We start from the raw sequence: 12,859 nt of genomic DNA, 5'->3' as shown, positions 1-12,859 counted from the left end.
CACCGATCACCCACGGCGAAACGAGGGCACCATGGCCACAGTCGAAACGGCGATCCTTGTGCTGGACAGCGGCGAGCCCGAGCAGCTGGCCGCGTTCTACGCCGGGCTCCTGGGCGAGGAAGTGGCGTACAACCCCCAGGCCGACCGGTTCGAGACCGCGGGCGCGTCCGGTACCCGCCTGGGCTTCCGGCGCGACGCGGGCTTCGCGCCGCCGAGCTGGCCGCGCCCGGACGACGCCCACCAGACGCATCTGGAACTGCTCGTCGCCGAGGGTGACATGGACGCGGCGGAGCGCGCGGCCATCACGGGCGGCGCCCGGCCGGTGGACACCCAGCGGGGCGGCACCCACGAGGTGCGGCTCTACTCCGACCCGGCCGGGCACACGTTCGCGCTGCGCACCCACTGACGCGCTCCGGGCACGCGCCGCGTTCCGGGTACGCGCCGCTTTCCCGGGTACCCGGCGCGCATGACGACGCAGAACGGAATCCACGCACTGGCCGCGCCGGGCGGCGCCCCGCTCGCGGCCTCGCCCTCCACGAGCGCCTTCCTCGCCTTCGGGCTCGGCCTGCTCATCGTCGCGGCGCTGACGTGGGCCGTCTGGCTCGGCATCCGGGTGCGCAGGAGGGAGCCGGACCGGCCGCGCCCCGAGGAGCAGCCCCGGCTCCCGGACGAAGGGCCGGTCCGCGAGGTGCAGGAGCGGCGTGAGCCCGACGAGGTCCCGCGGGACGGCGGGCGCCTGACGCCCCACCAGCTGAAGGGCGGGGGCACCATCGGCAGCCGCCCGAGCGACGACCAGGGGCCCACCTGAGGCGCGCCGCCGGGCGTCCGGCTGCAACCCCCTCGCAACCTCCCGCCGTGTTGACTGGCCGGGCCGTGCCACCACGGCCCGGCGACCGCGACCCGGAGGAGGCCGACCGGCCATGGCTGACACCCCGCGCGTGGAGCTGACACCCGCCGCCGCAGACCTGCTGCGGCGGCTGCGGTCGGCCCACGGCCCGCTGATGTTCCATCAGTCCGGCGGCTGCTGCGACGGCAGCGCGCCCATGTGCTACCCGGAGGGGGAGTTCCGCACGGGTGACTCCGACGTCCTCCTCGCGTCGCTCACCGTGGACGGCGTGGCGGAGCCGGTACGGTTCTGGATGTCCAAGAGCCAGTACGAGGTGTGGAGTCACACCCGTCTCATCGTCGACGTCGTCGAGGGGCGCGGCAGCGGCTTCTCGCTGGAGGCCCCCGAGGGCGTCCGTTTCCTCATCCGTTCGCGGCTCGTGGGCACGTAGTCATCCGCGCCGTCACCGCCGTATGGTGAACTCCCCTGACTGCTGGGACAGTTGGACGGCCCAGCCGACCCGAGGGGGATCCGTGACACGACGCGGGCAAGGCAGCGGACGGTTCAGAGCGGTGCGCGGCGCGCTCGCCGCGCTGACGGCGCTCGGCACCCTGGCCGGTGCCGCCCTCCTCGGGGCGGCACCGGCCAGCGGTGTTCCGGGGGCCGCGCCCGCGGCCACCGAGATCGCGCCGGGCGTGGAGTACCGGGACTACGACATCCCGACGCCGCGCGGCACCGCGCACGCACACGTTCTGGACGTCGACCTGCGCCATCCGCGCGTGCGCGTCGGGCTCCTCTACCCGGGGGCGGTCGGCGCCCGGCAGACCGTCTCCGCGATGGCGGACCAGGAGGGGGCCGTCGGCGCGGTCAACGGCGACTTCTTCAACATCACCGAGACCCAGCACCCGGGCGTCGAGGCGACCGGCGCGCCCGTCGGCCCCGCCATCGCCGACGGCGACACCCTGAAGGCAGCCGTCCCGAACGGCCAGCGCTTCGGTCCCGCCCTGCCGCCCGGCACCACCACCGAGGACGTCATCGGCGTGGGCGCCGACCGCAGGGCCCGCCTTGACCGCATGACCCTCGACGGCAGCGTGCGCACCCGCGAGGCGCGCCTGCCGCTCGGCGGGCTCAACCAGTACGCGCTGCCGGTGGGTTCCGTGGGCGCCTTCACCAGCGACTGGGGCGTCACCTCGCGGGTGCGGGCGACCTGCGGCACCGACACCGACCGGGGCGCGCCGTGCAGCACGGACACCTACGAGGTGACGGTGCGGCACGGGCGGGTCGCGACCGTGGCCGACGCGCCCGGCCGGGGCGCCATCGCCCCGGGCACGACGGTGCTCGTGGGCCGGGAGGCGGGTGCGCAGCAGTTGCGCAAGCTGGCGGTCGGCGACCCGGTGCACGTCCGGCACCGGCTCGTGCCGTCGGTGTCGAGCGTCCCGTACCGCTTCGTCCTCGGCGGCTATCCGCTGCTGCGCGCCGGCGCGCCGCTGCCGGGCCTGGACGACCGTACGGCCGCCGTGCGCACCGCCGCCGGGATCGACGAGGGCGGCCGCCGCCTCATCCTGCTCGCCCTCGACGGCGCGCCCGAGTACCGGGGCGGCCTGACGATCGCCGAAGTGGCGGCCTCCTTGCGGCAGTTGGGCGCCGATGACGGCTTCAGTCTGGACGGCGGCGGCTCCAGCACGCTGGCCGCACGGGAGCCGGGCGCTCCCGGCGTGTCGGTGCGCAACCATCCGAGCGGCGGCGCGGAGCGCCCGGTGCCCAACGGCATCGGGGTCTTCTCCCGCCTCTAGCGCCCCCGGCGTCCCCGGCGCCCGTGGGAGGCCTCACTCCCCCGCGTCCCGCACGGCCACCAGGCCGTTGAAGACGCCCACGTACGCGGTGCCGTCCGGTCCGAGCGTCACGGGTGCCCAGTTGTTGTCGTACGCGACGCCCGTCCCGGCGAGCCGCTTCCAGCGGGTCTGGCCGGTGCGGAAGTCGACGGCCGTCAGGTACCAGGCGTCGATGCCCAGGCGGTTGGGCTCCTTGGTGTAGAGGTACAGCAGCCCGTTGCCGGTGGACAGCTTCGGCACGGTGGACGGGGAGCGCTCCTCGCTCTGCCACACCGTGTCGCAGCCGCTGCCGTCGGGGCGGACGTCGACGCGGGTGACGCCGCCGACGACACTGCGGCCGAAGGTGAGCGAGGTGATGTTCTCGTAGCCGTAGTTGTTCTCGACGACGAGGCTGTTTCCGTAGCTGATCAGGGAGTTGTCGGTGGTGGAGGCGCCCCGCCCGAAGACGGGGACCTCGCAGACCAGGCGGCGGCTGGCGGGGACGTCGGCGCCGCGCCGGTAGACGAGGACGTTCATGCGGTCGTCGGCGTTGTCGGTGATGGCGACGTACTTCTCGCCGGTGCCGAACAGGTCGGGGGTGGTGCCCGAACCCTGGTTCACGGAGCCGGGTTTGGTGCCCGTGCCCCGGTCGTAGGTCTGCCGCCAGGTGACCTTCGGGGTGCCGTCGGCGGCGGCCTCGAAGCCGTACAGAGCATGGTCGGAGACGATCGACACCCCGTCCTCCGCGACCGAGAACGAGTTCTGGATCTCCTCGCCGCGCAGCCTCGTGGACCGTACGTCGCCCGTCTTCGGGTCGACGGTGCCGACGCGGCCCTGCCGGGTCACCCACCACAGGCGTCCGTCCCAGTCGGGCATCACGGAGGTGACCGGGTCGCACTCACCACTGGGATAGAGGTTCGTCCAGCTCACGCAGTCATGGGGGACGTGCGCCGTCAGGTCCCAGTCCTTGTCGACGACGAAGCGCCAGGTGCCGTCCGGGTTTCGTTCGTGCGCGAGCCGTACGACGTGCTGGCGCGAGTCGGCGAGCACGAGGCGGTCCTGGTCGTCGAGGTAGGAGTAGGCGCCGCCGGAGGTGTCCTTGAAGATCCTGGAGAAGTCGAGCCGGGTGATCGCCTCGACGGTGGAGGGGCGCTGCGGCAGCTTGTGCTCGGCGAGCGTACGCAGCGAGTGCGGGTCCAGGAGCTTGACCAGGAAGCCGGAGAACGTGCCGCACACGGTGACGATGCGGCCCGCGCGGTCGAAGGTGACGGTGGCGCACTCGCCGCCGAGCGCGGCCATCTTCTCGCTGCTGACCTGCGGCGCGCGCCCGAGCGGGCCGTTCCACGGGTACGTTCCGCTGCCGGCCGCGTCGGCGTGCATGCCGCTGCGCCCGTTCGGGGCGAGGTACGGGTGCTGGGGCGGCGGCTCTCCGGGGACGGCCCTGGCGGTGGCGGGCGCCCCCGTGTACGGGGCGACGAGCCGGTGCCCGGGCGCCTTGGGGATCTCCTCCGCGTGCGCCGCGGGCAGGGCGAGAGCCGTGGCCCCGAGGGCCACGGCGAGGACACGGGGCAGAAGCGTACGGCTCGGACGACGCATGCGCCGAAGCTAGGGCCGACCCCTCGAAGTGTCCATGTGTATGCGGGAGTTGTTCACGAGGCCGAAACGATCACGCGGCCCGGGGCCCGCGCACGGTCACGGCCGGATGCCGCTGACGATGTCCGCCGTGGCCGTCAGGCCGTCGTGGATGGTCGGCGCCACGCTCGTGCCCGCGAGATAGAAGCCGAGCAGACCGCAGACCACGGCGTGCGAGACCTTCATGCCCCCGTTGCGCAGCAGGACCACCGCAATGATCAGGAGCAGCAGCCCCACCGAGATCGAAATGGCCATCACGGACCTCCTCCGCCACGTCCGCACCGTGGCTTTCGGCGGCAAGTGTGGCGTAGCGGAGGGTTTGTCCGGGTGAGCGGCGTGTCCGCCGGACGAGTGGTGTGCGGGGAAGGCGCCGCGGGGCCGCTACCTCCGGCGCGCGTCCAGGAACGTCTGGAGGCCCGCGAGGTCGTCGGTGTTGAGGTGGTCGACACCGGCGTCGAGGAGTTCGGTCCAGACGGCGTCGCGGGCCGGGCCCGGCAGGTCGGGGGTGGCCCAGAAGCGGACGCGCTGCCCGCGCTCGTGGGCGGCGGAGACGATGCCGCGCAGCTTGGCGCGCTCGGCGGGCGGGATCGGGCCGACGCCGCTCCAGGTGAAGTTCAGGGACCAGTTGTCGCTGATGAGCGGGGCGAAGGAGGCGGGCGTCGCGCTTCCGAGGTCGGCGAGGCGGCCGTCGTAGAAGGCGCGGCGCACCGGCTGCGCCTCCATCACCGGGCGGGCCGCGCGGTCGCCGGAGATCACGGCGGTGATCGCGGAGCGGCGGACCTTGCCGTGCGCGTACGTGGTGAACAGGTGCCGGTAGGGCCGCAGATGGCGGTCCAGCTCCCGGTACGTGGAGGCGCCTTCGGTCTTGATGTCGATCAAGAGCTGGAACTGGCCGTGCCAGCGGCGGTACACGGAGCCGTGGTGGGCCCGGACGCGGGCGGCGAGCGGCTCCAGGTAGAGCGACTCCAGGGTGCGGCTCGGGTCGAGGTCCGCCGGGTCGTGGGCGACGAGGAGTTGGCCGCCGACGAGGAAGATGTCGGCCTCGACGCTGGTGAAGCGGTGGTCGAGGGCGTCCAGGAGGGGCCGGGCGTGCTCGTAGTCGTTGTGCGCGTGCGCCTGTGCGAGCGGGCGGGTGCCCGGCGCGGCGTCGGCCGCGTGGGCGAGGCCGGGCGCGGCGACGGCGGCCGTGACGGCCGCGCCGAGGGTGGTCAGGGCTCTGCGACGGGTGACGAGGGCCATGGGGTACCTCCCGGAAGGGCGGGGTGGAGTGGGGCGGGTGAGGTGGAGTGGGGACGGCAAACGGCCGGAGCCTCAGTGAGTATGGCCTCCGGCCGCCCCAGAGAACCCTTCTGGCCTGGGAGTTGGCGTGATCGCCGCCTTCAGTTCACCGCGCGCGTGCCCGCTCGGCCGCCCCGCTCGCCCGTCCCGGTCGGCCGCCGGTTGCCGCGTCCGGTCAGCGGCGGGGGGCCGCCGCCGGGTTCGCGCAGTGCGCCAGCGGTTCGCCGCGCAGATAGCGGCCCACCTCGGCCGCGACGATCCGGGCCGCCTTGTGGGCGACTTCCTGGCTGCCGCCCGCGATGTGCGGGGTCATGACGATGCCGGGGGTGCGCAGGAGCCGCGAGTCGGCGGGCACCGGCTCCTCGGGGTAGACGTCGAACCCGGCGCCGGCGAGCCCGCCGCTGTCCAGTGCGTCGCAGACGGCGTCGTAGTCGAGGAGGGCGCCGCGGGCGCAGTTGACGAGGACGGAGCCGCGGGGCATCCGCGCGAGCTGCGCGGCGCCGATCATGCCGGTGGTCTCCTCCGTGACGCGCGCGTGCAGCGACACGATGCGCGAGCGGCTCAACAGCTCGTCCAGGCCGACCGGTTCGGCGACGCCCCGGAGCGACTCGGCGTCCACGTAGGGGTCGTGGACCAGGACGTGCGCGCCCATGGCGGCGATGATGCGCGCGACGCGGCTGCCGATCGCCCCGTACCCGACGAGGCCGACGGTGGCGCCCTCGATCTCGATGCCGCAGGTGTCGTAGTCGTAGTAGTCGCCGCGCCACACCCCCCGGCGCAGGTCGGCGTGCGTGTCGCCGACGCCGCGCGCGGCGGCAAGGAGCAGGGTCACGGTGTGCTCGGCGGTGGCGACGGCGTTGCGGCCAGGCGCGTAGCAGACGGCGACGCCGTGCCGGGTGGCCGCGTCCAGGTTGGCGTTGACGGGCCCGCCGCGGCTGACGCACACCAGCTTCAGGTCCGGGCAGGCGGCGAGGACCCGCTCGGTGAGGGGCGCCAGCTGCGTCACGCACACCTCGGCGCCCTGGAGGGCCGCGATCAGCTCGTCCTCGGTGCCGGAGGCCTCGACGACCTCGCCGACGGGGCCGAAGGGGGTGTGCGGCCAGGGCAGGGTGAGCTCGCGCACGTCGACGGCGACGCCGGCGGCCTTGCGCAGTTCTTCGGTGAGCAGGCGGGGCAGGACGAAGTGGTCGCCCGCGGCGAGGACGGTGGTGCTCATGGGAGGCTTCTTTCGAGGGAGTCGTTCGGGAGGCGGGTCAGAGCGCCGGGGCGCGCACCGTCGGCGCGTTGAACCGCAGCAGCGCCGACTGGCCTTCGCTCAGCCGCAGTTCGGTGAGGGCGCCGTTGGCGACGTGCGGGAAGACGCGCCGGTACTGGCGCAGCGGGATGCCGAGCTGGTCGCACAGGAGCAGGCGCAGGAGCGTGGAGTGCGCCACGATCAGGACACGTCCGTCGGGGAACTCGGCGGCGATGTCCGTGAGGCAGGCACCGGCGCGGGCGACGGCCGCGCCCGGGTCCTCGCCGTCCGGCAGGTGGTGGGCGACGGGGTCGGCGAGGAAGGCGTCGAGCGCGGCGGGGAAGCGCTCGCGCATCTCGGCGCGCGTGAGGCCCTCGCCGCGCCCGAAGTCGACCTCGCACAGGCGCGCGTCCTCGCGCGCGGCGACGCCGAGCGCCTCGGCGGCCGGTGCCGCGGTGAGGCGGGCGCGCGACAGGGTCGAGCTGTAGACGGCGTCGATGTGCTCGCGCGCCGCCCAGGCGGCGAGTTCGGCGGCCTGGAGCCGGCCGCGCGGCGTGAGGGCCACGTCGGTGCGGCCCGCGTAGCGGTTGCCTTCGTGCCAGACGGTTTCGCCGTGGCGTACGAGAATGACGTCGGTCACTGGTCTTTCCTCATCGGTGGTGCGTGGGGGCGGTCCTGGCGCGTGCGTGGGCGGCGGCCTCGGGCGGCAGCCAGCCACGCGCCCGCAGTTCGTCGACGAACCGCAGGTAGGCGGGGAGCAGGCGGGCGGTGCGCGCGGGGTCGGGGAGGACCTCCGCGCCGGGCTTGACCATGGCCGCCGCCGCGTCCCGTACGGGGGTGCCGTCGGCGGTCGCCGCGAGCACGGCCATGCCGACGGCACCCTCGGCCTGTTCGGGCACGCGCACGGGGCGGCCGAGCAGGTCGGCCCGGAGCGTGTTCCAGTAGGGGTTGCGGGCGCCGCCGCCGGTGAGCGTGAGCGGGCCGTCGACGGGCGCGCCGAGCAGGTCGAGGTAGTCGAGGCAGAGCCGCTCGACGCAGGCCACGCCCAGGAGGTGCGCGTGGAAGCGCTCGGCCTCGCCGCGCGCCTCGCCAAGGGTGAAGGGCTCGGCGGCCGCCGCCCGGAACGGGAAGCGTTCGCCGCGGCCCACCAGGGGGTAGGTGACGGCGTCGCCGTCGCAGGCGGCCGCCGCCTCGGTGAGCCGGACCAGGTCCGCGCCGGGGAACTCGCGCGCGAGCGCGCCCGCGCCGCTGCTGGAGGCGCCGCCCGGCAGCCAGGTGTCGTCGGGGCCGCGGTGGCAGTAGACGACGCCGCCCGGGTCGCGGATCAGGCGCGGGCTCACGCCCTTGAGGACGAGCGTGGTGCCGAGGACGGAGTTCCAGGCGCCGGGGGTGAGCGCGCCCGCGCCGAGCTGCGCGGCACAGCCGTCGGTCATCCCGGCGACGATGGCGGTGCCCGCCGGGATGCCGGTGGCCGCGGCCGCCCGCGCGCACACGGCGCCGATGACGGTCCCGGGCCGCGCGACGTCGGGCAACAGCCGCTCGGGCACGTCGAGTTCGGCGAGCACCCGCGCGGGCCAGCGCTCCTCCAGGAGGTGGTAGCCACTCTTCAGGGCGTGGCTGGCGTCGCTCGCGACCTGGTGCCCGGCGAGCCGCCAGGTGACGAGGTCGGCCTGGTGCAGCAGCCGCGCGTCCGCCGGGTACGCCGCGTGGTCCAGGAGCCAGCGCAGCTTGGGCAGGGCCCAGGACGGCTGCATGGAGCGGTAGCCGAGCTCGCGCCAGACGGCGGCGCCCGCCGTGTTCACGCGCGCCGCCTGTTCGGCGGCGCGGCCGTCGTCGTACATCAGGCCCGGTGTGAGCGGGGTGCCGGACGCGTCGGCGAGCAGGATCGTGCCGGAGGTGGCGTCGAGGGCGAGGCCCCGCACGCGCCCCGGGTCGTCGAGGGCGCCCGTCGCCGCGCGGCAGGCGGCGGCGAGGGCCGACCACCACTGCTCGGGGTCCTGTTCGTGCCGTCGGCCTTCGCGGTGGCCGGTCAGCGGCCGGGACGCGGCGGCGAGGACGGTGCCGGCGGAGTCGACGGCGACGCAGCGGGCGCTCTGGGTGCCGAGGTCGAGGCCCAGCCAGACGGCGTCGGGCGGCGGCGCGGCCGCCCGTGCGGCGTGCTCAGACACCGGTGCCTCCTTCGGTGCGCGCGGCCCAGCCGGCGTCCCGCGCGAGCCCGCGCCAGCGCAGGAACTCCTCGTACAGCTGCGCGTAGAACCCGGCGCGCTCCGCGTCCGGCTCCCAACTGGTCCGCATCCGTACGTACTTGGCGGCGGCGCTGTGCATGCTCGACTCGGCCCCGGTCAGGACGAGGCCGGTGAGGAAGGCGCCCTTGGCGCCGAGTTCGGTGTCGCCGGAGCGGGCGGTGGGCACGCCCGTGGCGTCGGCGATGAGTTGGCACCAGGCGTCGCTGTTGGCCCCGCCGCCGCACAGGCGCAGCTCGGAGACCGTCGTGCGCGCGGCCGCGAGCGAGTCGCGCAGGACGAGCGAGAGGCCGTCGAACACCGAGCGGGCCAGGTCGGCGGGGGTGTGCTCCAGGGACAGGCCCCAGAAGGAGCCCCGGGCGCGCGGATCGAGGAACGGCGCCCGCTCCCCCGCCGGTGACAGATACGGCAGGAACAGCACCCCGTGCGCACCGGGCGGCGCGCCGAACGCCGCGTCGGCGAGCTCGGGCGGCCCGTCGAGCCCCAGCGTGCGGGCGGCCCAGCCGAGCACCTCGGCGCCGTTGAGGGTCGGGAAGGCGCGCAGGACCCGCGCGCGGCCGCGGTAGGCGATGGTGATGCCGGACGGCTCGCCGCTGGTGTCGACGTCCTCGCGGACGATCTCCGTGCACAGCGTCGTGCCGAGGATGCTGCACGCCTGGCCGGGGTTGACGACGCCGACGCCGCGCGCGGTGGAGGCGATGTCGTACGGGGCCATGACCACGGGCAGGCCCGGCGGCAGGCCGAGTTGAGCCGCGGCGCCGCCCGTTATCTCGGCGATCCGCTCGTGCTCGCCCAGGACCCGGGGCAGCAGCCGCGCGTACGGCGTGAGGCCGAAGAGCGCCACGACGTCCGGGTCGTAGTCGCCGGTGCTGTGGTCGAGGAACGGCGCGGACGCGTCGGACTCGTCGACCGCCGTGACGCCGGTGAGCTTGTGGAACAGCCAGCCCGCGGCGGTCAGGGACGCGCTGGAGCGCTCCAGGCGCTCCGGGTCGTGGGCGGCGAGCCAGCTGAACACGGCGTTCGGCATGCCGCTGCAGGTGAGGGAGCCGTTGCGGCGGAACGCCTCCTCCAGGACGCCCTCGCGCTGCCAGCGGGTGAGGAGTTCGCCCGCGCGGCCGTCGGACCACAGGATCGCGGGCCCGGTGGGCCGCCCGGCGGCGTCGACGAGCCAGGCGCCGTCGCCCTGGGCGGTGAACGTCACCAGCCAGACGGGGTCGGCGACTTCGGACAGGGCGGTGCGGACGGTGTAGACGACCGCGTTCCACACGGTGTCCATGTCCTGCTCGGCCCAGCCCGGGTGGCGGCGCAGGACCTCGGTCGCGAGCCGCGACACGGCGAGCTCGCCGCCCTGGTCGTCGAAGACCACCGACTTGATCATGGTGGTGCCGACGTCGATCGCGAGGACGGACATGGTCTTCACAGTCCCTTCGTGGCGGGTGCGGCGACGGTGCGGGGCGGCTGTGGGGCGGCAGCCGCCGGATCACCGTCGGCGGCGGTCTTCAGGGCGAGGGTGAGCAGCGCGCTCACGGCGTGCAGCGCGGCGAAGATCCAGACGACGCCCGCGACGCCGAGGGGCCCCCGGAACAGGCTGACGATCAGCGGTCCGACGAACGTGGACGCCCCGGCGCCGAGGTTCAGAGCCGCCATGGCCTGGCCCTTGTGGGCGGGCGCGATCGCGGTCATCAGGGCGGAGAGGGGGACGTACCCGGAGAGCGTGGCGCCGTACAGGACGGCGACGAGGACGCACAGGCCGTAGCGGTCGCCCGCGCCCGCCGGGACGTAGTACAGGAGCAGGGTCGAGACGGTGCAGCCGAGGCCGCCGCACCACGCGACCGTCGCGCGCCAGCCGACCTTGTCCCCGACGACGCCGAACAGCAGGTTCGTGACGATGTTCGTGGCGAACATGATGGCGAGCAGTCTGAGCCACTGGGCGTCGGAAAGCCCGACCTCGTCCGTGAACCACGCCGGAAGCATCACCAGAAAGCCGAACTGCGACGCCGTGTTGAGCATCCGCACGACGGCGCCCGCGCCCACCCTGGGCTCGCGCACCAGGATCGTCAGGCTGCCGGTGAGCCCCGCGAGCGGGCTCTGCCCGGCGGGCGCGAGCCGGGCGGCGCCGGTCCGCTCGCGGACCAGGAGCAGCGGGAGCAGCCCACCGGCGGCGACGACGCCGAGCGCCGCCCAGAGCGTGCCGCGCTCGCCGACGTGCGGGATGAGCAGGCTGGCGGTGAGCGAGCCGAGCGTCGGCAGGCCCGCGGAGAACGCCGACCAGAACCAGCCCATGGCGCTGCCCATCTGCCGGGGCGGCGCGACGGCGGCGATCCAGACCAGGAAGGCGTACGCGAACAGCGGATACGCGAGCCCGCGCAGGCCGTAGCCGACGAGAAGGAGCACGAAGGACTCGCTGGGCACGGCGACGGCGAGGAAGAACACGTGCGTGAGCGCGAACGAGAGCAGGCCGAGCCACATCACGCGGCGCGGCCCCCACAGGTCGGACAGCGCCCCGGACAGCCAGGCCGCGACGGCGCCGGTGACGCCGTACACGGTGAAGACCATCGCGACCTGCGCCTCGGGGATGCCGAGGTCTTCCAGGTACGGGGAGAGGAACCCGGCCTCGACGCCGACTCCGGTCATGAAGACCAGCAGGCCGAGATAGCCCCAGGAGAGGGGGCGCGGGATGCCGAGGCGTGTGAAGAGCGAACGCGGCTCGGCGGTGCCGCCCGGGACGGGTGGCACGGGGGTGTTCGTCATCGAAGCTCCCCGGGGACGGCGGAAGGGAACGGGAAGGGAGTGCGGGGGGGGCGTGCTGCGCGCTGGAGTGAGCAAACAACTGGCTGAAAAGGCACGTCAAACGTCTGGGCAATCCTCACGCGGGCCGTGCCGGGCGCCATGTGACGGGCGCGGCCCGCGGGCAGGGCCGAGCTGGGAGGCAGCGGCGGAGGGGATGTGAAGTGCATGAGAACATCACTCATGGACTTCACACGCGAGCAGCGGCAGGGCGAGGTGCGGGAGCGGGTGGTCGCGAGCGGCTTCGTGCGGGCCGCGGACCTGGCCGACGCCTTCGGCGTGAGCCTGATGACGATCCACCGCGATCTGGACTTCCTCCAGGCGCAGGGGTGGCTGCGCAAGGTGCGCGGCGGGGCGACGGCGCTGCCGTCGGCCCAGTTCCACGGCAGCGTCGCCGAGCGCATGTCGACGATGGCCGCGACGAAGCAGCGCCTCGCCCGCGCGGCCGCGGGCCTGGTGGTGCCGGGCCAGACCGTGCTCCTCGACGACAGCACAACGTGTCTGCATCTGACCCGCGAGTTCGCCGGGCGCACCCCCCTGACGGTCCTCACGAACTCCCTGCCCGCGATCACGGCGCTCGCCAAGGAGCCGGGCGTCTCCCTGATCGCGCTCGGCGGCAGCTACTTCCCGGCGTACGACGCCTTCATGGGGCTGCACACCGCCGACAGCGTGGCGGCCTTCCGCGCGGACCTGCTCTTCATGTCGACGACCGCCGTGACGCGCGGCCGCTGCTACCACACCTCGCCCGAGACGGTGCAGGTCAAGCGGGCGATGATGACGGCGGCGACGCGGCGCGTGCTGCTCGCGGACCACACGAAGTTCACCCGTGACGGCCTGTACGCCCTCGCGCCGCTCACGGACTTCGACGTGGTGGTCGTCGACGAGGCAGTGGCACGCGACGAGGTGCGGGCGATGCGGGAGAAGGGGGTCGAGGTGCTGGTGGTGGAGAAGGGCTGACCGGCACCCGGCCCCGACCGGATCACGTCCGACGGTCGGCCGGGCGACAGCCTTGGATCATCCTCCAGGGGCCTTGCATCTGCCATGTGGA

13 protein-coding genes are annotated in these 12,859 nt (G+C 74.4%); 5 read left to right on the top strand and 8 right to left on the bottom strand.

What is annotated here, in order from left to right; all coding sequences use genetic code 11:
- Positions 1-31: 31 nt before the first annotated feature.
- The 4 genes from CP982_RS36525 to CP982_RS36510 all read left to right on the top strand — a co-directional run bounded on the left by CP982_RS36525 (position 32) and on the right by CP982_RS36510 (position 2,619).
- Entirely contained in the window at positions 32-406 is a 375-nt protein-coding gene (locus tag CP982_RS36525; RefSeq protein ID WP_150514391.1) for a VOC family protein, read from the top strand.
- Between the two features lie 60 nt (positions 407-466).
- The gene (locus tag CP982_RS36520; protein WP_150514390.1) at positions 467-808 is read left to right on the top strand and encodes a DUF6479 family protein; all 342 of its coding nucleotides are present in this window, start codon (positions 467-469) and stop codon (positions 806-808) included.
- 112 nt (positions 809-920) lie between these two features.
- Positions 921-1,277, top strand: coding sequence for a DUF779 domain-containing protein (locus CP982_RS36515; RefSeq protein WP_150514389.1), 357 nt, complete (start codon positions 921-923; stop codon positions 1,275-1,277).
- A gap of 82 nt (positions 1,278-1,359) precedes the next feature.
- Positions 1,360-2,619, top strand: coding sequence for a phosphodiester glycosidase family protein (locus CP982_RS36510; RefSeq protein ID WP_229878999.1), 1,260 nt, complete (start codon positions 1,360-1,362; stop codon positions 2,617-2,619).
- 33 nt (positions 2,620-2,652) lie between these two features.
- On the opposite strand, the gene CP982_RS36505 is transcribed toward CP982_RS36510, so the two are convergent.
- From CP982_RS36505 to CP982_RS36470, 8 genes are all read right to left on the bottom strand, one after another.
- Positions 2,653-4,233 carry a hypothetical protein gene (locus tag CP982_RS36505; RefSeq protein ID WP_150514387.1) on the bottom strand — a complete coding sequence of 527 codons (1,581 nt, stop codon included), beginning with the start codon at positions 4,231-4,233 and terminating at the stop codon, positions 2,653-2,655.
- A 96-nt stretch (positions 4,234-4,329) separates the two neighbouring features.
- Positions 4,330-4,524 (bottom strand): hypothetical protein, encoded by a 195-nt coding sequence (locus tag CP982_RS36500; RefSeq protein ID WP_150514386.1) that lies wholly within the window; start codon positions 4,522-4,524, stop codon positions 4,330-4,332.
- A gap of 126 nt (positions 4,525-4,650) precedes the next feature.
- A complete protein-coding gene (locus CP982_RS36495; protein ID WP_150514385.1) occupies positions 4,651-5,508 on the bottom strand; it encodes a phosphatidylinositol-specific phospholipase C/glycerophosphodiester phosphodiesterase family protein in 858 nt (285 codons plus the stop codon).
- Positions 5,509-5,722: 214 nt separating this feature from the next.
- Complete coding sequence (locus CP982_RS36490; protein WP_150514384.1) at positions 5,723-6,763, bottom strand: 2-hydroxyacid dehydrogenase; 1,041 nt, start codon at positions 6,761-6,763, stop codon at positions 5,723-5,725.
- Between the two features lie 37 nt (positions 6,764-6,800).
- Entirely contained in the window at positions 6,801-7,421 is a 621-nt protein-coding gene (locus CP982_RS36485) for a histidine phosphatase family protein (RefSeq protein ID WP_150514383.1), read from the bottom strand.
- 10 nt (positions 7,422-7,431) lie between these two features.
- Entirely contained in the window at positions 7,432-8,949 is a 1,518-nt protein-coding gene (locus CP982_RS36480) for an FGGY-family carbohydrate kinase (RefSeq protein WP_150514382.1), read from the bottom strand.
- Complete coding sequence (locus CP982_RS36475) at positions 8,942-10,435, bottom strand: FGGY-family carbohydrate kinase (RefSeq protein WP_150514381.1); 1,494 nt, start codon at positions 10,433-10,435, stop codon at positions 8,942-8,944. Before CP982_RS36475 ends, CP982_RS36480 begins: the two co-directional genes overlap by 8 nt.
- Positions 10,436-10,440: 5 nt before the next feature.
- Positions 10,441-11,775, bottom strand: a complete 1,335-nt coding sequence (locus CP982_RS36470; RefSeq protein ID WP_150514380.1) for an MFS transporter — start codon at positions 11,773-11,775, stop codon at positions 10,441-10,443.
- A 219-nt stretch (positions 11,776-11,994) separates the two neighbouring features.
- On the opposite strand from CP982_RS36470, the gene CP982_RS36465 reads away from it, so the two are divergent.
- The gene (locus tag CP982_RS36465) at positions 11,995-12,768 is read left to right on the top strand and encodes a DeoR/GlpR family DNA-binding transcription regulator (RefSeq protein WP_150514379.1); all 774 of its coding nucleotides are present in this window, start codon (positions 11,995-11,997) and stop codon (positions 12,766-12,768) included.
- Positions 12,769-12,859 lie beyond the last annotated feature (91 nt).

The organism is Streptomyces spectabilis, assembly GCF_008704795.1.
Classification (GTDB): Bacteria; Actinomycetota; Actinomycetes; order Streptomycetales; family Streptomycetaceae; genus Streptomyces; species Streptomyces spectabilis.
This window is presented reverse-complemented; position numbering and strand designations above follow the sequence as displayed.

Excerpts from the sequence above, each read along its gene's own strand:
- CP982_RS36525 (WP_150514391.1), top strand. The coding sequence starts at position 32 with ATGGCCACAGTCGAAACGGCGATCCTTGTGCTGGACAGCGGCGAGCCC.
- CP982_RS36520 (WP_150514390.1), top strand. The coding sequence starts at position 467 with ATGACGACGCAGAACGGAATCCACGCACTGGCCGCGCCGGGCGGCGCC.
- CP982_RS36515 (WP_150514389.1), top strand. The coding sequence starts at position 921 with ATGGCTGACACCCCGCGCGTGGAGCTGACACCCGCCGCCGCAGACCTG.
- CP982_RS36505 (WP_150514387.1), bottom strand. The coding sequence starts at position 4,233 with ATGCGTCGTCCGAGCCGTACGCTTCTGCCCCGTGTCCTCGCCGTGGCC.
- CP982_RS36500 (WP_150514386.1), bottom strand. The coding sequence starts at position 4,524 with ATGGCCATTTCGATCTCGGTGGGGCTGCTGCTCCTGATCATTGCGGTG.
- CP982_RS36495 (WP_150514385.1), bottom strand. The coding sequence starts at position 5,508 with ATGGCCCTCGTCACCCGTCGCAGAGCCCTGACCACCCTCGGCGCGGCC.
- CP982_RS36490 (WP_150514384.1), bottom strand. The coding sequence starts at position 6,763 with ATGAGCACCACCGTCCTCGCCGCGGGCGACCACTTCGTCCTGCCCCGC.
- CP982_RS36475 (WP_150514381.1), bottom strand. The coding sequence starts at position 10,435 with ATGTCCGTCCTCGCGATCGACGTCGGCACCACCATGATCAAGTCGGTG.
- CP982_RS36470 (WP_150514380.1), bottom strand. The coding sequence starts at position 11,775 with ATGACGAACACCCCCGTGCCACCCGTCCCGGGCGGCACCGCCGAGCCG.
- CP982_RS36465 (WP_150514379.1), top strand. The coding sequence starts at position 11,995 with ATGGACTTCACACGCGAGCAGCGGCAGGGCGAGGTGCGGGAGCGGGTG.